This window comes from Candidatus Saccharibacteria bacterium oral taxon 488 (genome assembly GCA_010202465.1).
In the GTDB taxonomy this organism is placed as follows: domain Bacteria; phylum Patescibacteriota; class Saccharimonadia; order Saccharimonadales; family Saccharimonadaceae; genus Nanosynbacter.
Genome location: CP047919.1, coordinates 55,935 through 79,341 on the forward strand (window position 1 = coordinate 55,935; position 23,407 = coordinate 79,341).

Below are 23,407 nucleotides of genomic sequence, written 5' to 3' on the forward strand. Positions count from 1 at the left end.
TGCAACAAATCAACGTCATCAAGCGCGACGGGACGAAAGAGCCGTTTGATGCCAATAAAATTAACGCGACGATTTTGAAGGCTTGCGATGGGTTGCCAGATCAGGTTTCTAAGGTGGTGCAGGTAGCGACCGAGCTGCAGCTGACGCTATTTGACGGGATTACCACCGAGCAGCTCGACCAGGCCGTCATCCAGACGACACTACAGAATGTCAAGGATGATCCAGATTATGATAAAATCGCAGCTCGCTTGCTACTAAAGACTATCTATAAGAGTATTTTGGGCGATTATGAGATGGCCGACGAATTAAAGAAATTGCACACGCGGGAGTTTCCGAAGTTTGTTAAAGCGGCGGTCAAAGATGGTTTGCTTGATGAGCGGATGAGTGACGGTCGGTTTGATTTGAAAAAATTGGGCGAAGCATTACGGCCAGAACGCGACGATCTCAGTAAATACCTCGGTGTAATGACCAATAAAAACCGCTACGCCTTGCGCAAACAAAGCGGCGACCCGCTGGAAACTCCGCAATTTACTCATATGCGTATCGCTATGGGGCTTAGCTATAATGAGCCAGACCCGACTGCGGCCGCGATTGAATTTTATGAACACATGAGCCAATTGGAGTACCTGCCAGGCGGCTCGACGCGGGTCAATGCTGGCGGCTCCTTCCCGCAGCTCAGTAACTGTTTCTTGCTGAATGTCGACGATGATATGGAATCAATTGCCAAGAGTGTGCGCGATACGATGTTTATCGCCAAGGGCACTGGCGGCATCGGCATCGGTTTTACTAAGTTGCGGGCGGCCGGCAGTCCAGTTAAGACCACTAACACCGAATCAACTGGCCCGATTCCTTTCATGAAGATGATCGATACGGCGCTGTTCGCGGTTAGCCGTAAGGGCAAGAAAGCCGGTGCAGCCGCCATTTATATGGAGAACTGGCACCTTAATTTTGGGCAATTTATTGATTTGCGCTCCAATTCTGGCGACCCGTACATGCGGACGCGCTTTGCCAACACCGCGGTATTTATCTCTGATGAATTTATGAAGCGGGTGCAAAAAGACCAAGATTGGTATCTGTTCGATCCAGCAGAAACGCCAGATTTGCCAGAGTTATACGGTGAGGAGTTTTCGGCGCGCTATAAAGAGTATGTCAAATTAGCGGAGGCTGGCAAACTGCGGGTCTTTGAAAAGATGTCGGCTCGCCAGCAATTCAAGCAGATTTTGACTAGCCTGCAGGCCACTAGCCATCCATGGCTAACCTGGAAAGACACCATTAATGTGCGGGCACTGAATAATAACACCGGTACAATTCATCTGAGCAATCTCTGTACAGAAATTACCTTACCTCAAGACAAGGATAATATTGCCACCTGTAACTTGATTAGTATCAATTTGTCGGCGTTTTTGCGTGAGGATAAGACGTGGGATTGGGATCGTTTGCAAGAGGCTTCACGGGCAGCAATTCGGCAATTGGACAATTTGGTGGATATTACCAAAACTCCAATTCCAGAAGCTATGAACTCGAATCATCAGACGCGGGCGATTGGCCTAGGGGTCATGGGTTTTTCGGACGTATTGGAAAAACTCGGTTATTGCTATGAATCGAACGAAGCCTATGAGCTGATCGACCAATTGACCGAGTTTATCAGCTACCACGCTATCGACCAGTCAGCGGATTTAGCGGCCAAGCTCGGTAGTTATCCGACATATAACGGTAGCGGCTGGAGCAAGGGGCTGCTGCCAGTTGATACATTGGATGCATTGTCTGATGATCGCAAGCTAAAGGTAAAGATTGATCGCAAAACGCGCCTGGACTGGGATAGTTTGCGCAAAAAAGTGAAAAAAGGTATGCGTAATGCGACGCTGATGGCTATCGCCCCGACCGCTAACATCGGTCACGTGGCGGGTACAACGCCGGGGATTGATCCGCAGTTTGCGCAGATTTTTAGCCGCTCGACCTTAAATGGTAAGTTTTTGGAGGTAAATCATAATCTGGTTCGTGACTTGAAAGAGCTGAATTTGTGGGATCGTCTGAAGGATGAAATATTTGCAGCACAGGGTGATATTCAGCACATCGACGCCATTCCGCAAAAGCTGCGCGATGTCTACAAGACTAGCTTCCAGCTTAGCCCCTACGCCTTTATCGAGGCGGCAGCGCGGGCGCAGAAGTGGGTGGATCAGGCGATTAGCCGCAATATGTATCTTGAGACTCGTGATATTGATGAATATGTGGAAATTTATTCTGAAGCCTGGCGACGTGGCCTAAAAACCACCTACTACTTGCATGTTAAGCCGCGTCATCAATCAGAGCAGACCACGGTGTCGGTGGAAAAATTAGCAGAACAGAAGATTCGAACTGGTGCTAAAACGCGCGGGTTTGGGTTTGCCAAGGTTAATAAATAAAAGGAGGGAAATATTAATGGGTATTTTAGGTTCAGGACTACGCGACGGTTTATCACTGCACCCAATCCGCTACCCGTGGGCATACGACCTATACAACCAAGCAGTGGCTAACACCTGGTTCCCTAACGAGGTCCAGTTGGTGCAGGATTTGGCGGATTTTGAAAAATTATCGGACGAGGAAAAGCACGCACTAAAAACTGTTATTAGTTATCTCAATCCAAACGAGCTACTGATCAACAAGTCGCTGGCGTTTGGCATTTACCCGTACGTCAACGCTGCTGAAGCGCAGCTCTATCTGTCAAAACAGATGTGGGAAGAGGCTAATCACTTCATGACCTTTGAATATATTATCGAGACGTTTCCGTTTGATCGCGAGGAGATTTACGCGGCGGGCTTTGGTAAAAAATCGCTGGCAGACAAGGCAGACTTCCAGAACAAGCACCTCGATGTCATGCTGGATCCAAACCTCGACATCTATACATTGGAGGGCAAAAAAGACTTTGTCCGCTCGCTGGTGGCCTATAACATTGTGCTGGAGGGCATTTGGTTCTACTCGGGCTTTATGGTCGGCATGAGCTTCCGTCAGCGTAACTTATTGCGTAATGTCGGTACGTTGCTGGACTGGATCACCAAGGATGAGAACTTGCATTTGACCTTTGGCATCAATTTGTTACTGACCATTTTGGATGAAAATCCAGAACTGCAAACCCAGGAGTTTGCCGAGGAAATTCGCAATTTGATTTTGCAGGCAGTTGAGCTGGAGAAAGAGTACAACAAGGATATGCTGCCAAAGGGAATCCTCGGCTTAAACGCTGATTATGTCAATCAGTACGTCATGCATATGACTGACCGCCGCTTGGTTGAACTTGGATTTGAGCCGGAGTACAACGTAGCCAACCCAGCCAAATGGATGGCTACGGCAAATGACACGTTGGAATTGGTTAATTTCTTTGAGAGTACTAATACTAGCTATGAAGTAAATACCACGAAATAAGGTTGATGAGGGTGTCACGATGAACAAATTAGCAATAAAGATTTTAGATACGGTAGAGGTAGGGGCGCTTGCGACGGTCAATCGTGACCGCACACCGCTGGTAACGGCGCTGCATTTTGCGCGGCTGGATGACATGATTATTTGGGTGTCAGATCCAACATCACGTCACGCGCACAATGCCTTTCGTACCGGCAAGGCAGAGTTTGTGGTTTGGGATGAGCAGAAAAACGCGGTATTCTTGACAACAACTGTCCGGGAAATCGTTGATGAAGCGGAGTTGGCAGCTGCTCAGAAGGCGTACGCCAAGAAGCTCAGTAACTTTATGCCCCAAGTTGACAGGCCGCAGTTTTACGCTATGCCGATTGGCCAGCTTGATGAAAAAACCACAACGGAAAATTGGCCGCATTTTATTGCGTAAGCGCTATCACTAGCGTACAATAACCATAAGGCTATACTAAATATAGGGGAAAATAAGAATGAATGCAGCCCAAATTATTACTGATGACATGTCTCTGGAAGAAAAGCTGAGTGCTATTGATGCGGCGATGAAAGCAGTGCAGCAGGCAGCTGATGACCAGGCAAAAAAATCTGGTGGTATTGCGGCGCCGCTCGACCCCGCAAGCTTGACGGTCTGTGATGGTTGTGAATAAAACAACAGAGGTGTCAATTCGACGCCTCTTTTGATAAGTTGGAGAAGTGATGACGAAGAAGTATATTTTTGTTACTGGTGGCGTGCTGTCAGGCGTTGGCAAGGGCATCACGGCGGCGAGTATCGGTGCAGTGCTGCAGGCCAAGGGCATCGCCGTGTCGGCCCAAAAGTGCGATCCATATCTGAATGTTGATGCTGGGCTGCTAAATCCCAAAGAGCACGGCGAGTGCTTTGTGACCAGAGACGGCGCCGAGACCGATTTGGATTTGGGACATTATGAGCGATTTTTGGATTTAGAATTGACGCGGAAAAACACCACGCTGTCAGGCCGATTGCTGCGCGATTTGATCGCCGATGAGCGGGCTGGTAAGTTTGGCGGCCAGACGGTACAGATGGTGCCGCATTTGACTAATTCTATCAAGGCAGCTATCCGCGAGGCGGCCGAAGGCGACGTTCATATCGTGGAAATTGGCGGTACAGTCGGCGACTACGAGGGCCTGAGCTTTATCGAGGCGATCCGCGGTTTTGCGCTGGATGTGGGGCGGGAGAATTGCCTATTCGTGCATGTGGTATATGTACCATTTTTGGAGGCATCGCATGAATATAAGACTAAGCCGGCTCAGAATGCGCTGGCGGATCTTCGCGGTTTTGGAATTATGCCGGATGTGGTGGCGGTGCGGACTGAGGGTCATGACAAGCCGCCGCGCAGTATCGGCGAAAAAATTGCTATTTCGTCTGGCGTACGCCGCGAGGGAATCATTATGATGCCAAATGTTGACACCGTGTATGAAGTGCCATTGACGGTGTATCGCGATCTGGGCAAGTTATTGGGCGAATTTACCGACAATTCAGTGGAGCCAAATTTACAGCGATGGAAACGTCTAGCTCAGCGTGATACTACTGAGTATGCCAAGCGGGTAACCGTCGGCTTGGTGGCTAAATACATTGATAATTCTGATACCTACTTATCAGTGACCGAGGCGCTAAAGTCTGCCGCTTGGGCGAACAAAAGCGAGATTTCTATCAAGTGGATTAACGCTGAGACAGCCAGTGAAGCTGATTTTGCCAGCGTTGACGCTATCGTGGTGCCGGGCGGTTTTGGCACGCGCGGCGTGGAGGGGAAGATTAAAGCAGCTGAATATTGTATAAAAAACAACAAGCCGTATCTAGGAATTTGCCTGGGTTTGCAGGCGGCGGTCATTGCGGCGGCGCGTTTGGGCGGCGTAGCGAATGCTAACAGCGAAGAGTTTGGCGCTGAGCCTGGCGCGAATGTGGTGTACATTATGGACGGCCAGCAGGGCAAGCAGTCGACTGGCGGCACGATGCGCCTCGGCGATTATCCGGCGGTGCTGAAATCTGGTTCGCTTGTTGCTAAAATTTATGGTAAAACAGAGGTAATTGAGCGGCATCGCCATCGCTACGAAGTGAATCAAGATTTTGTTCAAGCGATTGAGAGGGGCGGCCTGGTGATTTCTGGCACGTCGCCGAACGGTCAGCTGGTGGAATTTATCGAAGCGCCGCATCATCGGTATTTCGTGGCCACGCAAGCTCATCCTGAATTTAAGTCGCGCCCGTTCCGCCCGCATCCACTATTTGACGGGCTGATTCGAGCCAGCTTGACAAAGTAAAAAACTTATGCTAACATACGGCCAGATAGTACCTAACATAAAAAGGAATAAAAATGGCTGAAGAAACAATTGAAACACATGATCCGCTTGATGGGACGACGTTAAGTCATGACGATGCCTCGGCGCTTGGGTATGTTTTGCGTCATGTCAAGGGCTCGAGTCCGAGCTCGGTGACGCTGCTGCAGCTGGAAGAAATGAGTCAAGAGTAAAACTGCTTGTTGTCTGCTATACTGAAAGGTATGGAGCAGATTATTTCTCAGGCGGTGAAGCAACTTTTTGATCAGGATGTATCGGTGCAGTTGACGCGCCCTGATCCAAAATTTGGTGATTTTGCGACGAATGTGGCGCTGCAGTTGGCGAAACCACTGGGCAAAAGTCCGCGCGAGATTGCCGAGGCGATTGCCAAAGAGCTGCGTGGCCGCCAGGAGTTTAGCGAGGTCAGTGTGGCTGGGCCAGGCTTTATCAATGTGAAATTGAGCGATCAAGCGGTGCTTGAGTCGTTGAAAGTGCGACCAGCCACCAATCGTTCAGGTCAAACGGTCGTTATTGAGACCAACTGCCCGAATCCGTTCAAAGCCATGCACATTGGTCACGCTTTGAATGCGATTTTGGCAGACACCATGGCGAACTTACTGGCGGTGGACGGCGCGGCGGTACACCGGGTCAGTTACCACGGTGATGTCGGTACGCATGTCGGCAAGAGTATGTGGGCGATTCTTCGCGAAATTGACGGCGATGTCAGCAAATTAAACGCTATTCCGGCTGATAAGCGCAACGAGTTTATGAGCCGTATGTACGTTGAAGGGGCGCGGGCAGCCAAGGAATCACCAGAGGCACGGGTGAAAATTGATGAGCTGGCCAAGCAATCGTTTGTGTTGGACGATCCGCTGTACAAGCAGGTGTACGAGATTTGTAAGGCCTGGAGCTTTGATGAAATTGACGCCAATGTGGCGCGGCTGGGAAATGTGCCAATTGAGCGGCGTTATGTCGAGAGCGAGACTGAAGTACCAGGCAAGGCCTTGATCAAAGAAAAAACCCCAGAGATCTTTACCAAGTCGGATGGCGCATATATCTTCAAGGGTAGCCAGTATGGTGCGTTTGATAATGTGTTTATCGGTTCGCACGGCAACGGGCTGTATGGCGCACACGACATGGGGCTGATTCAGTTGAAACATCAGGATTATCCGAACTTAGATTTGTCAGTTACCGTCAATGGCGAAGAGCAGGCGGCGTATTTCCGCGGGGTGATCGCTGCTAGTGAACTCGCAATCCTAGAGCTGAAAGGTAAATTATTTAATTATGCGACTGGACTAGTTAAACTAACGACTGGTAAAATGAGTTCGCGTACTGGCGAGGTGATTACCATTGATTGGTTGTTTAACGAGTTCAAAAAAGCCATCAAGCAAGCTGGCGGCGAGCCGACCGACGAAGTAGTGGCGGGCGCGTTGCGCTATCAATTCCTGAAGGTAAAAATCGGTAGCGACGTAGTGTTTGACATTAACGACGCGGTTAGTTTGACGGGTAACACTGGTAGCTACCTGCAATATGCACACGCTCGGGCGCGAGGAATTTTGGCAAAATCTGAGCAAGCAGTTGCATTTCCGACAGAATTGTTCGACGAAGATCGGCTGTTAGTCAGGAAAATGAGTGAATACGCCGAGGCGGTTAACCGCGCTACCGAAAGTTTGGAGCCGCATCATGTCTGCGCCTACCTGTTTGAGCTGGCGCAAGAATTCAACCGCTACTACGAGAAAAACCAAGTTGTCGGCAGCGATAAAGAAGCGCACCGCGTCGGTTTGGTGGCAGTGTACGCGGATATTTTGAAGGCGGGACTCACCATTCTTGGTATCGTTGCCCCTGATAAATTGTAAAATATTAGTAAATATTGTATGATACAGCAGAGATGGAAGAGCATCTTTCTGCTAATTTGATGACGCCTAAACGGCAATTAGTTAAGGCTGAGCCAGGACTACGACGTGAACTTTTATTAGACTCGCAGCAGCTGAAGTTGATTCGTGTGGTGTATGAACAGTCTCCGCAGACGTATGATGCTGCAACGAAGGCGGCAGTTAATATAGCACAGGTGGTGCGACAAACGGTGGATTTTGCTCCGACTTCGGCTGATTCACCGCTACTCAATGCAGTTGAAGTTGCCAATCGTGAGGCTACAAACTGTTTTGGCCATGTCATTATTGCCTCAGAATGTCTGGAGCAGCTCGGCATTGAGCATTTTGTCAGTTATGCGAATCAGCACGCCATGGTGACACTATTTGATCGGAGCAGTGAGCGAGCTTTTTTGCTGGATGTAGCGACGGAGGAGTTGTGCTGTGATATGACTGGCGTAATTGGCAGCGGTGCGCCCAACCCGCTTGACCAGTTGGCGATGGGTGAGTTGCGGGCAGTGAATGCGTTTTTTTCAGAGGAACTCTTGAAACGACTACCGCCGTCGATTGATAGGCAAAAGTTTATGAGCTCAAGGCCATGGCTGTCATTTGATGCTATTGATGCGGCACAATCTCACGAATATAAGCCCCGAAATCGGATATTACAGTTCTTAACATTACCCTCAGTACCGGGGCGTATGTTGTTGATTCAGCAGTATAATGCTGCCCGACGAGCGGGGTCGGGCGACATTGAAGCAGCAAGTGAAGAGCTGTCAGAATTATCAGGGATATATCTTGATGTTGATTCGCGAAATGGCCTGAAAGAAGTTGATGAGTTGTGCCGTCGGCTAATATCGGCGGGAAAATATGACGAAGCAATTGATTTGGCGACTATGGTGGACGAGAGCTTGGTTCCAGACGACAAATCGAAAAATAAGCTATTTTTGCCAGATGTCATGCGAAAAATTGCCAAACAGAAGGGCGACAAGAGACTTGCCCAAGAAGCCATTGCACTATATGAGGCGAAACCGCCAAATAGCCTGCGCAACGGCAAGCTTGCTGCAGCCATAAAACTTTTAGATAATTTGTAAAGTTTTATGCTACAATCAAGGTACTACTTAACATAAAGGAGTTTTTATGGCAGAGAAAAAAGTAGCCAAGAAGGCGACTACTAAACAGACGACTACTAAGAAATCAATTGTGAAAAAACCAAGCGTGGCGGCACTGAAAGAAAAGGCAGCAGCAGTCAAAGGTCATGGCGGTGGTTTCATGACGTTTATTCGCGAGCAGGGTGTGGTTGGCCTGGCTGTCGGTCTGGCAATCGGTACAGCGGCTGGCGATACCGTCAAGAAATTAGTGACGGCGTTCATCGACCCGCTGGTGCAGTTGATTGTCGGCTCGCAGGAAGGTCTGCAGGCGGCATCATTCTCTGTTGAAATTGCCGGTCGTAAGGGTGAGTTTCTGTACGGCGCGTTTGTTAGCTCGCTCATCACTTTGTTGGCGGTGGCCTTTGTGGTGTATGCGATTATTCACTTCTTGAAGCTGGATAAATTAGACAAGAAAAAAGACTAATTGGGCCTTAAAAACAGATCCGCCGGATAAATGACGGCGGATTTTTATATGAAACGGTTTATGCTAGAACAAGGCGTACCGCTCCTAGCGCGAGAGTATGGTGCTTAGTGGGCTAGGAAATTAGTGTGCCGACCGTCTCGCCGCGAGCGGCCCGGGCGATGTTGCCGTCGGTGAGCAGGTCGCAGATGATGACCGGTTTGTTCTCCTCGGCGGCCAGTCCAATGGCGGCCTTGTCCATAACAGTGATGTCAGGATTGGTGAGGATTTGGTCGTAGTTAAGATGGTCAAATTTAACGGCGTCAGGGAATTTAGCTGGGTCTTTGTCGTATACACCGTCGACTTTCGTCGTTTTGATCACAACGTCGCACTGCATCTCGAGGGCGAGGTTGAGAGCGGCGGTGTCGGTAGTCAGGAAGGGCCGGCCAGTGCCGCAGGCAACGATGACGATGCGGCCCTTCTTGATATGACTAAGGGCGCGGCGGAAGGTGTATTGGTCGATGAATTGATTAATCTCGACGGTGGACAGGGCGCGGGTCGGTAGGTCAGCGTCGTTGAATACATCGGCTAGAGCGATGGCGTTCATTAGAGTAGAGAGCATGCCGATATTGTGGGCTGAGACAGGCTGGATGCCATGCCCCATGATTTGGTTGCCGCGGACGTAATTGCCGCCGCCGACCATGATGACGACTTCGGCGCCGCTGCTCAAGGCCGGTTTGATTTGTTCGGCGATCCAACGAGCCCGCTTAGGATCGAAGCCGCTGGCGAACTCGCCCTGGAGCTGCTCGCCGGATAATTTGAGAAGGATACGTTTTGCCATAACTTTAGTGTAGCATGCTGCAAGGAAGTGGTAAAATAGAAACATGAAAGCGAAATTCAAGCCACAACGAATTTTATGGCTGGATATGGAAATGACCGGGCTAGATCCGGTGGAGGATTTTCCGATTGAGGTGGCGATGATTGTGACCGACTGGGGGTTTACGGAAATTGCTCATTTTGAGGGTGCAGCGCACTGGTGTAGCAAGAAAATGCAAGCACGATTTGATAAGAATAAATCATTTTGGTATGGCGATGGTGCGGCTGCGCGTGAGCAGTTGATGGCGCAAAACAAAGCCACCAAGACAACCAAGGCGCAGCTCGAGCGCGATATCTTGGCATTTCTGGATGAGTATTTTGATGATGCACCAATTTTATTGGCGGGCAATTCAATTCATCAAGACCGGCGCTTTATCGACCATTGGTTCAAGAAATTTTCGAAACGCCTCCACTACCGGATGCTAGATGTCAGTGCCTGGAAAGTGGTGTTTGAGGGCAAATACGGCAAAAAGTTCGCTAAGCCAGAGGATCATCGAGCGCTGGAGGACATCCGCGGTAGTATTCAAGAATTACAATATTATTTGAAGAAGGTGAAAAGCTAGGTTTACCAGTCGGCATATTCACGGCTGCTGAGTTATTTGACAAGAGTGTACTTATCTGATAATCTCCTGAGAAAAGGAGTTGGAAAATGCATGCAGTAAGTTCTGAGTTACAGCAATATATGACCGGGCTAACGAATGAGATTTCGCGCGGTCATTTTGATGAGGCTGTGCGGCTTGGCGAGAAAGCGCTGATAATGGAGGAGCTGCATGGTGAGGGTAACGAGTCACTACTAGGGGAGGTGTACCGCAATATGGCCGCCGTAAGTGATCGTTTGGGCCGAACTGACGCGGCGCTTAACTATATCGATCAGGCATATGACATCCATGATATAGCAACTAACAATGACCCCGGGATTGAGACGCTACGCGAGCGGTCAGCCACGGCATCGTATGTTGGTGTGTTTGCTTTAAAGGCGTATCTGTTAGCGGAGGGTCGGGATGAAGCGTTGGCGGACAAGGCGCGGCTCATGACGCGGCAGGCCGAGCAGGACATGGCAAAAGTAAACCAGCTTTCTAAAGAAGAGGACGCTGACCAGTACGAGATAAATATGGCATCCCGCTGGGGTATGGTTGAAAGTCTAGTGGGTGACAAGCAGCGAGGCTTGGCGCTGGCGGGCCGGGCAATTCGATTGGCTCGGCAATCAGAGCGGGATCAACAAAAGGGCTTGACTGGGCGAGATGTTCTCAGGGCGCGAACACGAGCGGCGCTTCGTGGTATGGCGGCCGTGGCGGTAAATGCTGCGAGCCGATTTGGCGCGACGCGGGGCATGGCTGAGAAAATTGCTCTCAAGACATTGTGATTGTATACTGAGAGCATGACCCATAAACAATTTGAAGAGTTTATCCTGAGTTTGCCCGGTGTGTGGCTGGATTATCCGTTTGGCGAGGATGTTGCGGTGTATAAGTTTGGTAAGAATAATGACGGCGCAGGGAAGATGGTAGCCCTGGTGGCTGAGGGCTCGAAGCCGCTCAGGGTTAGTCTGAAGTGCGACCCACTACTGGCTGAGAATCTCCGCGAGAAGTACGAGACGGTGCTGCCGGGGTATCATCTGAATAAGAAGCATTGGAATACCATCATTTGCTCGGGGCAATTGAGTGATGAAGAAATTTTTGATTTGGTGCGGCTAAGTTATCAGCTGGTGGCGGAGTGAGTAAAACAGCATAAACTGAGTGCCGGGAGAAATAGTGCTGCTCCGACCGACTTGTGCCGCATCGTGCGTGGTTATGACTTGTCCGAATCACCGGTGATCGCCATGAGCTGCTTGCGTACGTTGGTGAGGTCGGAAATGGTTTTCTCAAGAAAGTCAATTGTGCTTTTGCTGCGCGAACCCTCTTTGATACGATTCATCATCAAGAGCGTATCAGCCAGTTCGGTATTCATGGTGTAGGCATAGGTGTTGTCGAGGTCGGCATTGAGATAGGCCTCCTCAAATTTTTCCTCGAGTTTTGTCGGTGGGTCGAGCGCGGTGATGTTTTTGAGGTCTTTTTTGACGTCGATGTTCTGGGCGGCGGCCGGCGTCTCGATGGACTTATTGGCAGTGGTGAGTACGGCTGTGAGCGAGCTATTAGCGTCTTGGAGCTGGCTGGATTTGAGGCGGGAAGTAAATTTCTCGGAGACGGTTTGGAGTTTTTGTAGACGAGCAATGAGGTTATTTAATGAAGGGCCGCGGGAGGCGTTTTGGGTGGCGTTGATGATAAAGGCCAGGCCGAGTAGTCCAATGATGCCGAGAACGAGCAAGATAATTTTTGACTTTTTATCAAAGCCCTGCGGCGCTGGTGGTGCAGAAATCTGATTGAGATAATCAATACCGGTTGGCACGTCATAGTCATCGTGTGGCTGCATATACCCATTAAAGCATAAACAACAACAGAGGTAAAGAGTGATATAATAAAAACCATGCAAGATGCCAAGGAAGAAGTGCGGGCGCGGCTAAATATCGAGGACGTGATCGGCGAATATGTTCAGCTGAAGCGGGCGGGTCGTAATTTGAAGGGACTGAGTCCATTCACTGATGAGCGGACGCCGAGTTTTATGGTCAGTCCAGAAAAGCAGATTTGGCATGATTTTTCTTCGGGCAAGGGAGGCGATATTTTTACGTTCGTGATGCTGGTGGAGGGGATGGATTTCCGGCAGGCGTTGGAACATTTGGCGCGCAAGGCAGGCGTGGATTTGAGTTTGTTTTCTGGTGGTGATGGGCGCACGGCCAAGCGGCGGGCGCGGGCAGGGGAGGCGCTGAAATTGGCCGCGAATTTCTATCAGCAAAATTTGGTGAAAAATTCGGCAGCACGAGAATACGCGGTGAAAAAACGGCGGCTGAATCGGCAGACGATCGGCGATTTTATCATCGGTTATGCGCCAGATCAGGGCGATGCGCTGACGAAAGCGCTGGAGAAGCGGGGATTTTCGCGCCGGGAACTGGCTGATGCGGGGCTGGTTAATCGGTTTGGCGGCGACTTGTTTCGGGGGCGGATGATGGTGGCCTTGAGCGATAGCAGTGGCGAGGTGGTCGGCTTTACAGGGCGAATTATTCGTGATGACCCCAGGGCGCCAAAGTATCTGAACACGCCGCAGACACTGCTATTTGATAAATCGCGCCACATTTTTGGGCTGTATCAGGCGAAAGAGGCGATTCGTAAAAGTGACGCGGCGGTGATCGTCGAGGGGAATTTGGACGTAGTTAGCAGCCACCAAGCTGGCGTCAAAAACGTGGTGGCGACGGCAGGTACGGCGATGACCCTACAGCATCTGAAGGCGCTGAGCCGGCTGGCGGGGCGGATTCGTGTGGCGTTTGATGGCGACCAGGCGGGCGTGAGCGCAACAGAGCGGGCGATCAATTTGGCGCAAGAAATTGGTGTGGAATTAGAGGTGGTGAGCTTGCCGGATGGTGTGAAAGATCCAGACGAATTGATCCAAAAGGATGCGGCATTATGGCAGCTGGCGGTTGAGCGGGCGCAGCCGGCGGTGGATTGGGTAATTGCTCGGCATGCCGGGATGGAAGATTTGGCGACGGCCGAAGGCAAGCGGCGATTTTCAACAACCGCGCTGAGAATTGTGCGCGGCTTAAAAGATCCAGTGGAGCAAGAGCATTATTTGGCGGTGATTTCTAAAGAAACTGGCGCTAGTCTCGCGGCCTTGCGGGCAAAGCTTGGCGCTGAGAGATCAACGCCGCCCGCTCAGCTCAAAAAACCAAAGATTGAAAAGGCGACTCCAAGTAAACCTCGTGACGAATTAGCGGACATCATCGTCGGTCTAGCGCTTAGTCAGCCGTCGACGCGGCGCTGGGTTGGGGCGCTCGAGGCGGCAAGCTTGGACGAGCCAGCTCGAGCAGTGGTGACGTCGCTGCAGGCTGAGCCGCTACTTGACGTAGAAAAATTACCCTGTCCCTTGCAAAAATTTGAGCAGTATGTGAAAATAGTACAGTTAAAAAGTGAACGCCGCTACATGGACTGGGAGCCGGAGGCTCTGGACAGTGAAATGGCGCGTTTGGTAAAGCAATTGATACGTAAACACCGCGACACAAAAAAACAACAATTATTAGACAATTTGCGTGAGGCTGAGGAGCTCAGCGATGAGGCGCGGGCGCGCACCTTGCGGCAGCAGCTGAACGCACTGATTAAGGAGAATGCGTGAACAACGACCAGCAATACACCCCGACCAATGACGATCCACTCGAGCCAGATTTGACGGCGGTACATGATGACGAGGAGATAGAAGATCTCGAGGCGTTGAACGCTGGCCAGTATCTGGATGATATTTCGGACGATTCGGTGCGGTTGTATTTGCGTGAGATCGGTAAGATACCGCTGTTAAGTTCGGATGAGGAAATGGAGCTGGCGCGGCGAATCATCGAGGGCGATAAGAAGGCTAAGGACAAGATGGCTGAGGCGAACATGCGTTTGGTGGTGTCGATTGCCAAGCGGTATTCGGGCCGTGGGTTGGATTTTCTGGACTTGATCCAGGAGGGCAATACTGGCTTGCTGCGCGCCGTGGAGAAGTTTGATCCGGACAAGGGCTTTAAGTTTTCGACCTACGCGACGTGGTGGATTCGCCAGGCGATTACCCGGGCGATCGCTGATCAGGCGCGGACGATTCGCATTCCCGTGCACATGATCGAGACGATTAACAAGCTGGTGCGGACGCAGCGACGGCTTACCCAGGAGCTGAACCGCGAGCCGACGATGGAAGAATTGTCCAAGGAAATGGACATGGAGCCAGAAAAGATTGAATATATCAATAAAATTCGGCAAGAGACGTCGAGTTTGGATGCTGGCATTGGGCGTGATGGTGATGAGGAAGATTCAGTGTTGGGTGATTTCATCGAGGATGAAGATACGATTTCGCCAGAAGAATCAGCGACCAATCAGCTGCTGAAGGAAAAGGTGGCTGAGGTGCTGTCGAGTCTGTCTGATCGCGAGCAAAAGATTGTGCGCATGCGGTTTGGGCTGGACAATGGCGGCAAAAGCCATACGCTCGAGGAAGTCGGCCAGCAATTTGCTGTGACGCGCGAACGAATTCGCCAGATTGAAGCGAAGGCTTTGGCGAAGCTACGGAAGCACAAAGACGCTAAAAAGTTATATGAGTATTTGAGCTAGATTGACGGGCGATAATAAAAAGGCCAGGCGGATATGTCTGGCCTTTTTGATGCGTTGTGACTCAGCACTGCTCAGGCGCCTTACAAAAATGTTCGTGGTGAGTGACGGCTTCTAACTGCGCGTATAGCTCGTCCAGTCCGTGGTCGTTCATCACAAAATAATCGGCGATGGCAATTGGTCCGCCTTTTTCCAGGTTTTCAATTTCCGACCAATCGCGTTGGTCAACTTCGCGTGGTTGCATCGGTCGCTCAGGGCGTTTGGCCATACGTTGATAACGCAGGTGTTTTGGCGTGACAACGGCGATGACGGACATTTGGCCAGGGAATTCGTGCTTGAGAATTTTATATTCACTCCAGGTATACAAGCCGTCCAGGACGATCAGTTTTTGGCCAGCGTCAATCAAGTCATGTGCGGATTTAACGACGCGCTTGACCACGAAATCTTTGCCTTCGCGTCGGCGAATTTCCTCGCGGAATTTTTGCTGATTGTCCCACGTTGGTTCAATGCCAGCTTCTTCCATGGCCTTGTAGATGATGCCGCCAAAATAGATTTTCGGAATACCCTTTTTGGTGAAATATTCGACCGCCGAACTTTTGCCGCTACCAGCCAGACCGACGAGGGCGATAATGTTTGCATGTGGTTGTGTCATGTTGTTAGTATAGCAAATTTGCTATACTGAGTATATGAAGCGTTTGGCGGTCATCGACGGAAAATCAGTGTTTTACCGAGGGTATTATGCCATGCCAGGTCTCAGTACGGCGGACGGTACGCCGACTGGCGGCGTGTATGGATTTGTGAGTTTGGCAATTGAGCTGATCAAGAAATTGGAGCCGGATTATGTGGCGGTGGCGTGGGACAAGCGCGGCACTAACATCCGTAAGCGGCGGGAATTATACCCAGAGTACAAGGCGGGTCGCAAGCCAGCGCCCGATGATTTTTATCAGCAAATTCCGATTTTGATGGAACTTTTGGATGCCTTTGGCTGGCCGCTGTATGAGTTGGATGACTATGAGGCGGACGATATCATGGGTGCGTTTGCCAGGCAAGCGGAAGCGCGCGGCGTGCAAACCTGTCTGCTGACGTCGGATTTGGATGCGCTGCAATTGGTGTCGCCCCTCACCAAAGTCTACGCCATGAAAAATGGCCTGAGGAATATCGAGGAATTTACCGCGGAATATTTTGAACAAAAATATGGCATTCGGACGGATCAGTTTTTGGATTTGAAGGCGCTGAAGGGCGATTCCAGCGACAATTTGCCGGGCGTGCCGGGCGTTGGTGAAAAGACAGCAGTGAAATTATTGCAAGCGTATGACACGCTGGACGGCGTGTATGCGCATGTAGATGAGCAAACAGGCGCTCTACGGACAAAGCTGGAAAATGGTCGCGAGTCGGCATATTTGACCAAGCAAGTGGCGGAGCTGTGGACGGATGCGCCAGTGGAGCTGGATTGGGAGGTGGCGGATGTTAACGACTGCGACTTTGCGCGGGTGGCGGAGATTTTGCGGAAATTGGAGTTTCATTCGCTGATTGGGCGGCTGCCAAAGACAATGCAGGCGGCGGATGAGGCAGTGGAGACGGCGGAGTTGGAATTGCCGCGCGTCGAAAATCTGCCGACTGAGCCACTGTTTGAGACAGAAAATATTATCTATATTGATCCATCGGAGCCGGACATAGTCTATATTAATTCCAAGCCTGACGTGGCGTGGCGAGCGAAGGTTAGTGAAATTGGCTGGTCGGTTTGGCAGCTGTTGGCGCAGGGCGTGGTGATCGCGGCGGATGTCAAGGAGCTGTATCATGCGCTGGACGCTCACGGTGTGACGGTGCGGTTTCACGAGGTCTGGGATATTGGGCAGGCGGCGTTTTTGATTGATCCACTGAGGCGCGACCGTCGTTTAGCGGCGCTGGCGGGCGATTTTTCTGAGGATAATTCCGCGTTGCGGCAGTTGGCGCGGCTTCGTCAGATTTACCGCCAGCAGCAGGATTATATGGCGACGCATCAGCAGATTGCCAGGGTGCTTCACGAGTTTGATTTTCCAGTGATTTGGCCGCTGTTTCAGATGGAAAAGCGCGGCATGAAGCTGGACACGGCGCTCCTTGAACAGATGGGTGAGGAGCTGAGGGCGGAGGTGAGCCAGCTTGAACAACAAATGTATACGATGGCTGGGCGTGAATTCAATGCCGCCAGCCCGGCACAGCTGTCTGAGGTGTTATTTACCAAACTTCAGCTGCCGACGACCGGTATCAAAAAAGGTAAAACCGGCTATTCGACGGGGCAGAAAGAGCTGGATAAGCTGCGCGGGCGACACCCGATCATTGAGCTGATTGAGCGGTATCGGGAGCTGACTAAATTGATCAGTACCTACATTGAAGCGCTGCCGAAATTGGTGGCCGAGGACGGTCGGATTCACACCACCTTTAATCAAGACGTCACCAGCACCGGGCGGTTGAGTAGTACCAATCCCAACCTACAGAATATTCCGGTGCGCACAGAACTGGGCCGGAAGATTCGTCAGGCGTTTGTGCCCAGTCAGGGCAAGGTGTTTGTTGGTGTGGATTATTCACAATTTGAGCTGCGGCTGGCGGCGGTGTTGGCGGGTGATGAGCAGCTGATTGATGATTTTAATAGCGACGTGGATATTCATACCAAGACGGCGGCCGAGACCTACGGCGTGCCAATGGCTGAGGTGACAAAATTGCAGCGGCGCGCGGCCAAGGTGATCAACTTTGGTGTGCTGTACGGCATGAGTCCGCACGGCTTGGCGGCAGCTACCGGCATGACCTTTACTGAGGCGAAACAGTTTATTGAACACTATTTTGCGGTACGCCAGCCAATCCGCCAGTATTTGGACACAATTTTAGTTCAAGCGCGTGAACGAGGTTTTGTCGAGACCTATTTTGGTCGGCGCCGACCAACGCCCGACGTTAAGTCGAGCAACTTTATGGTGCGTTCAGCGGCGGAGCGGGCGGCGATGAACATGCCGATTCAGGGAACGGAAGCGGATTTGATGAAGCTGGCGATGATTCGGCTGGAGGACAAGTTGGCTGGGCTGGCCGAGCCGGTTCTGCAGGTTCATGATTCGATTTTGGTGGAATGCGCGCCGGAAGACGCCGAGCAAGTCGGCGAAATCATGCGCAGAGAAATGGAAGGCATTTGTCCGGAACTACCGATTGCGCTAAAAGTTGATGTCGGCGTGGGGTTGCACTGGGACGAGGTGTAGCCGGGGCGGTGAGTGCAAAACTGACAGAATATGGTATAATCAACCCATGAGGCGTACGTATAATTCTTTTAATTCCTTTTCTCGGTTTGTGCCGATTTTACTAGTCATTATCATCACCATCGTGACAATCGTCGCGATTATCAGTATCAGCCGGTCGATATTTGGTGGCGACGAGCAAAAACAGCAGCAGGAGACGACCGAGCAGAAAAAAAGCGACTTGCTACAAACCGACGAGAGCCGAGCGGTCAGACTGACAGTGCGTGGCCCGATTGTCGCTAATGAGAAATTCCGTTCGTATCAAATAACTATTGCGCCGTCGTCGCGGGTGATGACGACGTATGAAGGCTATGTCGAGAAGCAGCTGAACACCAAGCAGCTGAATAATAACGCCAAGGCTTATGAAGAATTGGTGTACGCACTGGATAAGCGCAAGATGATGGAGGGCCGGCAACTGAGCGATGAGCAGAATGACCTGCGCGGTATTTGTGCGACGGGCAAGGTGTATAAATTTGAATTGTTGATGAATGGAACAGCGATCAAGGCACTATGGACGTCAGATTGTGGCGGCTCCAAGGGATCAGCCGTTGCTAATGTCGAGGAAATCGTCGATATGTTTATCAAGCAAATCCCTGACGGTAGCAAAATGGCCACCTCTATCGGGCTGTACCAGCGGGATACGCTGTTCAAGTTTTAGGAGCGTCTTATGCCGGAACTTCCCGAAGTCGAGACGGTTCGCCGCGGGTTGGCAGAGTTACTGCCGGGCCGAGTGGTGGCGCGAGTGGCAGTGTTTGACTCGCCGAAGAGTTTTCCGAATGCGCCGGCTGATGTCGAACAATTTTTGTATGGCGCGCGCGTGACGGCGGTGCGGCGGCGGGCAAAGGTGCTGATGATTGATTTGGATACGCGCTATTCGCTGGTGGTGCATTTGAAGATGACGGGGCAGTTGGTGTTTCGCCAACGCTCTCGCCATGGCGCTCGGGTATCCCCAAAAAAATCTCGGGGCCCACGTAAAGTTGCCCACAATTTTTCTGCGGATACCGCTCGCGAGATCGACGACTTCGCTGGCGGCCATCCGAACGATAGCTTAATCGGCGAGCTGCCGGATCGGTCGACGCGGGTGCAGATTGATTTTGTGGACGGGTCGCGGCTGTTTTTTAATGATCAGCGCAAGTTTGGCTGGGTAAAATTGCTGCCGACTGACGAAGTGAAAAACCTGCCGTTCATGCAAAAAGTTGGGCCGGAGCCGCTTGATCCCAATACACGCGCCGAGGATTTCATCCAGCGGATTCGCCGCCGCCAGAATTCGATGATCAAGCCGGCTTTTCTTGACCAGACGGTGATCGCAGGCGTTGGTAATATTTATGCGGACGAGGCGCTGTGGGCAGCACAGATTCATCCGCAAACGCGGGTAAAAAAGGTTAATGATCAGCAGTTGAATACATTATTTAATGAGTTGCGGCGCATCTTGCAGCTCAGTATTGACCAGGGCGGCTCGACGGATAAAAATTATGTTGATGCTGAGGGCCAGAAAGGCAATTATCTGACATTTGCTCGTGTGTTTCGCCGCGAAGGCCAGGCTTGCCATCGCCACCCCGACCAAGAAATTATCAAGCTAAAAGTTGGCGGCCGCGGCACACATATTTGTCCGGTGTGCCAGAAGCCACCGATATTTGACAAATAGTGGTTTATAGTGTATGCTACAGGAATATGGCAGGAATAGATCAACCACCACGCAATGGTCAATTTGGTAAAGAGTCGGATTGGGAGTGCTCGGAGATATTGGGCGATCCAGATGACGTGGATGCTGAACTGGCGGCCCTCGTAGAGAAATCAGAGCGTATTTCTGACGTTATTCACAGATTAACGACATGTTGATTAGGCATGGCGTGAACACAATTTATCAGCTGGGATTGAGTGATGAAGAGTCGTCCAAAAGAGAGGATGCTGTCTTTGAGGTCTACCGACAAGATGTAGAAAACGGTGATTTTAGCAAGCTAGATATTTCAGCTCTTGATGAGTGTCGAGGTGATAAGTTAGCACTGGCTGCGGCGATTGATTTTCAGCTACGGGTTTACCTTGCAAAGCGTATTGCGGGTGAAATATTTGTGATAATGTGTGCGTCACCTGAGCAGGGTTCTCAACGCGTGATGGATGGCACCGATAAAACAGACATGATCGCAGACCATCTGCTGGTGCTTGATGAGACGTCCCGCTCGCCTTGGTTTGGTTTTCTCAATGAAGCACTTGGTGGTGAGGATGTTTCACCAGAACAGGTGGAGCGGGTAATGGATGCTCAGGCTGCTGCTAATAAAACAGGCGATCCATATGAGAAATCTCGTGAGTTTTATGACCGCATATTTATGGAAACTGGCGGTGGGCTTTCTGCGGTGCAAACAGCATTGGTAGCGTATGATATTGCTGGCCTTGCTATGAAAGAGATGACTGATCAGGCTAGTGGCGGGGAATACGCATACTGCATAGAGAAATTGCAGCGTAATGGTTTATCTAATGAGCAAATAACTACGTTGATAGCTGCATATAAAGAGATTATGCAAAAGCCGAATAACGCGGAAGAATAAGTCAGTATACCGAAAGGCATGGCTTAAGGGGGTATTTGGTATAATTAAGTCGTGATATATCTCTTTTATGGCGACAACGAGTTTGAGAAACGGGCGGCGCTTGCGGCGCTGGTTGGTGATATGGAGGTAGTGCGGTGCGATGGTGAAGAACTGACGGCGGCTGGGATCTCTGAGGTAGTGATGGGGCAGAGCCTGTTCACGCTAGAGCAGGCGGTGGTCATTACTGATGCGAGTCAGAATGTGACCCTGTGGCGTGATTTGCCGGAGCTACTCAGCGGCGCGGCGACCACGGTTGTCCTTGTGGAGACAAAACTCGACAAGCGCACAAAGACGTATAAGTGGCTGCAAAGCCATGCCGAGGTAAGGAAATGCGCTCATTTCACTGAACGTCAAAAGCCGCAGCTAAGTGCGTGGTGTATTGAGCGAGCCAAGGTGCATGGGGCAGTGTTGACAGCGGCACAGGCAACAACGTTGATCGATCGGCTGGGGTTTGATCAACTGCGACTTGATCTGGTGTTGCAGCAGTTGGCGTTGGCCGGTGAATTGAATGATGAGCTAATCGATGCACTGGTGCCGCTGGCTCCGGCTGAAAGTGCGTTTGAGTTGTTTGCGGCAATGCTGGATGGCGACCGGGGAAAAGTGCGCGCAATCATTGCCTATCTCGAGGCAGAGAGTGGTGATGATGGGGCGTACCAGACGCTGGGGCTGTTAGTTTCACAATTGGTGCAGCTGAACGCGCTGGTGCTATCTGGCGGTGACACGGGGGTGGTGGCTCGTGATTTTGCGGCCCATCCGTATGCACTGCGAAAGGTAGCACCGTATGCAGCGCGGATGAAACCGGCGCAACTTGCGGTAATTAATTCTGCCTTGGCGCAGGCTGATGAACATATGAAGACAACCCGCGTGTCGCCGTGGTTGTTGGTTGAGGTAGCGCTGGCTGGTGTGATTAGAAGAGATCACTAAGTCAATATAAGCTGTTTATACACTTGACAAAATAAGTATGGTATAGTACAACGCAAACTACTATTAGTTTACTAGAAAGGTAAAAAGGAATTAGCCATGGTCTTCAAAGATACGGAGCTTGATACGCAGGGGTCTGATAAACAACAGTCTTTAGACGAACGGCAAAAGCAATGGATGGAGCTGGGACTCGAGGAGAAAATGGCTAGAAAAGAAACAGAGATTAGCCGAGAAGCTATTGACAATGAGCCTGCGTTAGTGATCGCCGAGATGGCAAAGTATGTTGGTGAAGAGTGTCCTCATCTCGTTCAGATATTTGAGGAGACTAAACGTATGCAACTATCTGACAAACACCTGAGCTCATTAGCAGCAGATATAGATATAAGGTTAAATGAAACAAGACCCGAAGAATTGCATGAGATTGCCGGGGAGATCAAGGATAACTATGATACATGGGCAGAGGGAAGGGCTGCACCGCCAATTGGCTCAAGAGGTCCACGTGGTGACGGTTATAAAACTCAGTATTTGTATGAAAGTATGATGGGAAACGGGCTTCCTAAGGAATTTTTTGACAAAATGGCCGTGGCATCCGTTCATTTTAATTATGTTTATCACCCAGACTCTCCGCAGAGTCAGATATATCAACAAATGCGACTTAACTCAGGGCGAGTGTCTGACATTGATGAGCTACAGGAGCAAACACTGAGAATTGCTGATGAAAGTCTTTATGATGCGGTAAAGCTGGTTATAGGGAAAAAAGAGCATGTGATTCGTGGAGTTTTTTGTGAGACGGACAATTATTACCCACAGCTCGTAACTCGGATGATAACAACGCTCGAGGTAGATAAGGGCTTGCCACAAGGGGTTCTGTTGGAGCGAGTTAATATGGATGACTTGTTCCATAGAATAAAGGAGGATCTTGGCCCGCGAACAAGCACTAGACTTTCTCGGTACTAGGGCTCACAAATTGTAAATTACTCCCGCCAGTCGACGGGAGTAATTATTGATGCAAACTGAATGGCTATTTAGCTTCTTTGGCAGCTGGTTTTTTTGCGGTGGTTGATTTCGCCGTGGTTTTTGCCGCCGTCTTTGCTGGGGCTTTGGCTGCTGGCTTTTTGGTCGCTTCAAGCTTAACGCCGGCTTTTTTGGCGATAGCTGAGAGGGCACTCTTGCGCCGAGCGGCAGTGTTTTTCTTCAGCAAGTTCTTCTTAACAGCGGTGTCAAGCTCACTGTGAGCAGTGGCCAGTGTTGTGGCGCTTGGCTCGGCCATGAAGGCCTTGACAGCTGACTTGATGTCGCGCTTGATACCGATATTGCGCTCGCGGCGTTTTAGGGTTTGTTTTGCCCGTTTGATGGCGGATTTGATGATTGGCATAGATTTCCTTTACCTCTATAAATTTGTTTCGCTAATCAAGGATGGATTATACAGAAAAACCCAATAAAAGTAAAGAGTGGCTCGCATTGACGATAATCTATTGACTTTCCTGAAATGCTTATGTATAATGTGACTCAAC

The 23,407-nt window shown here is 50.5% G+C and carries 25 protein-coding genes; 21 read left to right on the forward strand and 4 right to left on the reverse strand.

Annotated features, from left to right (window positions below):
- The first annotated feature begins 17 nt into the window (after positions 1 to 17).
- The 9 genes from GWK76_00285 to GWK76_00325 are packed head-to-tail and all read left to right on the forward strand — an operon-like array spanning position 18 to position 9,128.
- Positions 18 to 2,402 carry a ribonucleoside-diphosphate reductase subunit alpha gene (locus GWK76_00285; GenBank protein QHU92544.1) on the forward strand — a complete coding sequence of 795 codons (2,385 nt, stop codon included), beginning with the start codon at positions 18 to 20 and terminating at the stop codon, positions 2,400 to 2,402.
- 16 nt (positions 2,403 to 2,418) lie between these two features.
- Positions 2,419 to 3,396 carry a ribonucleotide-diphosphate reductase subunit beta gene (locus tag GWK76_00290; GenBank protein QHU91780.1) on the forward strand — a complete coding sequence of 326 codons (978 nt, stop codon included), beginning with the start codon at positions 2,419 to 2,421 and terminating at the stop codon, positions 3,394 to 3,396.
- Between the two features lie 19 nt (positions 3,397 to 3,415).
- Positions 3,416 to 3,814: a hypothetical protein gene (locus GWK76_00295; GenBank protein ID QHU91781.1), complete on the forward strand. Its 399-nt coding sequence runs from the start codon at positions 3,416 to 3,418 to the stop codon at positions 3,812 to 3,814.
- A 58-nt stretch (positions 3,815 to 3,872) separates the two neighbouring features.
- Complete coding sequence (locus tag GWK76_00300) at positions 3,873 to 4,046, forward strand: hypothetical protein (GenBank protein ID QHU91782.1); 174 nt, start codon at positions 3,873 to 3,875, stop codon at positions 4,044 to 4,046.
- Positions 4,047 to 4,095: 49 nt separating this feature from the next.
- Positions 4,096 to 5,673, forward strand: coding sequence for a CTP synthase (locus tag GWK76_00305; GenBank protein ID QHU91783.1), 1,578 nt, complete (start codon positions 4,096 to 4,098; stop codon positions 5,671 to 5,673).
- Positions 5,674 to 5,726: 53 nt separating this feature from the next.
- Complete coding sequence (locus GWK76_00310) at positions 5,727 to 5,882, forward strand: hypothetical protein (GenBank protein QHU91784.1); 156 nt, start codon at positions 5,727 to 5,729, stop codon at positions 5,880 to 5,882.
- Positions 5,883 to 5,912: 30 nt separating this feature from the next.
- The gene (argS, locus tag GWK76_00315) at positions 5,913 to 7,544 is read left to right on the forward strand and encodes an arginine--tRNA ligase (GenBank protein QHU91785.1); all 1,632 of its coding nucleotides are present in this window, start codon (positions 5,913 to 5,915) and stop codon (positions 7,542 to 7,544) included.
- Positions 7,545 to 7,603: 59 nt separating this feature from the next.
- Entirely contained in the window at positions 7,604 to 8,647 is a 1,044-nt protein-coding gene (locus GWK76_00320) for a hypothetical protein (protein QHU91786.1), read from the forward strand.
- Between the two features lie 46 nt (positions 8,648 to 8,693).
- Complete coding sequence (locus tag GWK76_00325; GenBank protein ID QHU91787.1) at positions 8,694 to 9,128, forward strand: hypothetical protein; 435 nt, start codon at positions 8,694 to 8,696, stop codon at positions 9,126 to 9,128.
- Positions 9,129 to 9,240: 112 nt separating this feature from the next.
- On the opposite strand, the gene pyrH is transcribed toward GWK76_00325, so the two are convergent.
- Positions 9,241 to 9,945 carry a UMP kinase gene (gene pyrH / locus GWK76_00330; protein QHU91788.1) on the reverse strand — a complete coding sequence of 235 codons (705 nt, stop codon included), beginning with the start codon at positions 9,943 to 9,945 and terminating at the stop codon, positions 9,241 to 9,243.
- A 43-nt stretch (positions 9,946 to 9,988) separates the two neighbouring features.
- On the opposite strand from pyrH, the gene GWK76_00335 reads away from it, so the two are divergent.
- The 3 genes from GWK76_00335 (at position 9,989) to GWK76_00345 (ending at position 11,694) form a co-directional block, all read left to right on the forward strand.
- Positions 9,989 to 10,543: an oligoribonuclease gene (locus tag GWK76_00335; GenBank protein ID QHU91789.1), complete on the forward strand. Its 555-nt coding sequence runs from the start codon at positions 9,989 to 9,991 to the stop codon at positions 10,541 to 10,543.
- An 86-nt stretch (positions 10,544 to 10,629) separates the two neighbouring features.
- Entirely contained in the window at positions 10,630 to 11,343 is a 714-nt protein-coding gene (locus GWK76_00340) for a hypothetical protein (protein QHU91790.1), read from the forward strand.
- Positions 11,344 to 11,358: 15 nt separating this feature from the next.
- Positions 11,359 to 11,694, forward strand: a complete 336-nt coding sequence (locus GWK76_00345) for an MmcQ/YjbR family DNA-binding protein (protein ID QHU91791.1) — start codon at positions 11,359 to 11,361, stop codon at positions 11,692 to 11,694.
- 71 nt (positions 11,695 to 11,765) lie between these two features.
- On the opposite strand, the gene GWK76_00350 is transcribed toward GWK76_00345, so the two are convergent.
- Positions 11,766 to 12,386, reverse strand: coding sequence for a hypothetical protein (locus tag GWK76_00350; protein ID QHU91792.1), 621 nt, complete (start codon positions 12,384 to 12,386; stop codon positions 11,766 to 11,768).
- 54 nt (positions 12,387 to 12,440) lie between these two features.
- Here GWK76_00350 and GWK76_00355 point away from each other — a divergent pair, with 54 nt between their 5' ends.
- Both GWK76_00355 and rpoD read left to right on the forward strand, forming a co-directional pair.
- Complete coding sequence (locus GWK76_00355) at positions 12,441 to 14,174, forward strand: DNA primase (protein ID QHU91793.1); 1,734 nt, start codon at positions 12,441 to 12,443, stop codon at positions 14,172 to 14,174.
- Positions 14,171 to 15,136 (forward strand): RNA polymerase sigma factor RpoD, encoded by a 966-nt coding sequence (gene rpoD, locus GWK76_00360; protein ID QHU91794.1) that lies wholly within the window; start codon positions 14,171 to 14,173, stop codon positions 15,134 to 15,136. The genes GWK76_00355 and rpoD overlap by 4 nt, the downstream gene beginning before the upstream one ends.
- Positions 15,137 to 15,197: 61 nt before the next feature.
- Here the strand turns inward: rpoD and GWK76_00365 are convergent, their stop codons facing one another.
- A complete protein-coding gene (locus tag GWK76_00365) occupies positions 15,198 to 15,785 on the reverse strand; it encodes an AAA family ATPase (protein QHU91795.1) in 588 nt (195 codons plus the stop codon).
- Between the two features lie 34 nt (positions 15,786 to 15,819).
- Between GWK76_00365 and GWK76_00370 the strand changes: the two genes are divergently transcribed.
- From GWK76_00370 to GWK76_00400, 7 genes are all read left to right on the forward strand, one after another.
- Positions 15,820 to 18,354, forward strand: a complete 2,535-nt coding sequence (locus GWK76_00370) for a hypothetical protein (protein QHU91796.1) — start codon at positions 15,820 to 15,822, stop codon at positions 18,352 to 18,354.
- 46 nt (positions 18,355 to 18,400) lie between these two features.
- Complete coding sequence (locus GWK76_00375) at positions 18,401 to 19,048, forward strand: hypothetical protein (protein QHU91797.1); 648 nt, start codon at positions 18,401 to 18,403, stop codon at positions 19,046 to 19,048.
- Between the two features lie 9 nt (positions 19,049 to 19,057).
- Entirely contained in the window at positions 19,058 to 20,035 is a 978-nt protein-coding gene (gene mutM / locus GWK76_00380) for a bifunctional DNA-formamidopyrimidine glycosylase/DNA-(apurinic or apyrimidinic site) lyase (GenBank protein ID QHU91798.1), read from the forward strand.
- A gap of 26 nt (positions 20,036 to 20,061) precedes the next feature.
- The gene (locus GWK76_00385) at positions 20,062 to 20,229 is read left to right on the forward strand and encodes a hypothetical protein (protein ID QHU91799.1); all 168 of its coding nucleotides are present in this window, start codon (positions 20,062 to 20,064) and stop codon (positions 20,227 to 20,229) included.
- A gap of 11 nt (positions 20,230 to 20,240) precedes the next feature.
- Positions 20,241 to 20,933, forward strand: coding sequence for a hypothetical protein (locus tag GWK76_00390; protein ID QHU91800.1), 693 nt, complete (start codon positions 20,241 to 20,243; stop codon positions 20,931 to 20,933).
- 51 nt (positions 20,934 to 20,984) lie between these two features.
- Positions 20,985 to 21,896 (forward strand): hypothetical protein, encoded by a 912-nt coding sequence (locus tag GWK76_00395; GenBank protein ID QHU91801.1) that lies wholly within the window; start codon positions 20,985 to 20,987, stop codon positions 21,894 to 21,896.
- Between the two features lie 96 nt (positions 21,897 to 21,992).
- Entirely contained in the window at positions 21,993 to 22,850 is an 858-nt protein-coding gene (locus GWK76_00400) for a hypothetical protein (protein ID QHU91802.1), read from the forward strand.
- Between the two features lie 64 nt (positions 22,851 to 22,914).
- Here GWK76_00400 and rpsT read toward each other — a convergent pair whose 3' ends face one another.
- Entirely contained in the window at positions 22,915 to 23,268 is a 354-nt protein-coding gene (gene rpsT / locus GWK76_00405; protein QHU91803.1) for a 30S ribosomal protein S20, read from the reverse strand.
- Between the last annotated feature and the right edge of the window lie 139 nt (positions 23,269 to 23,407).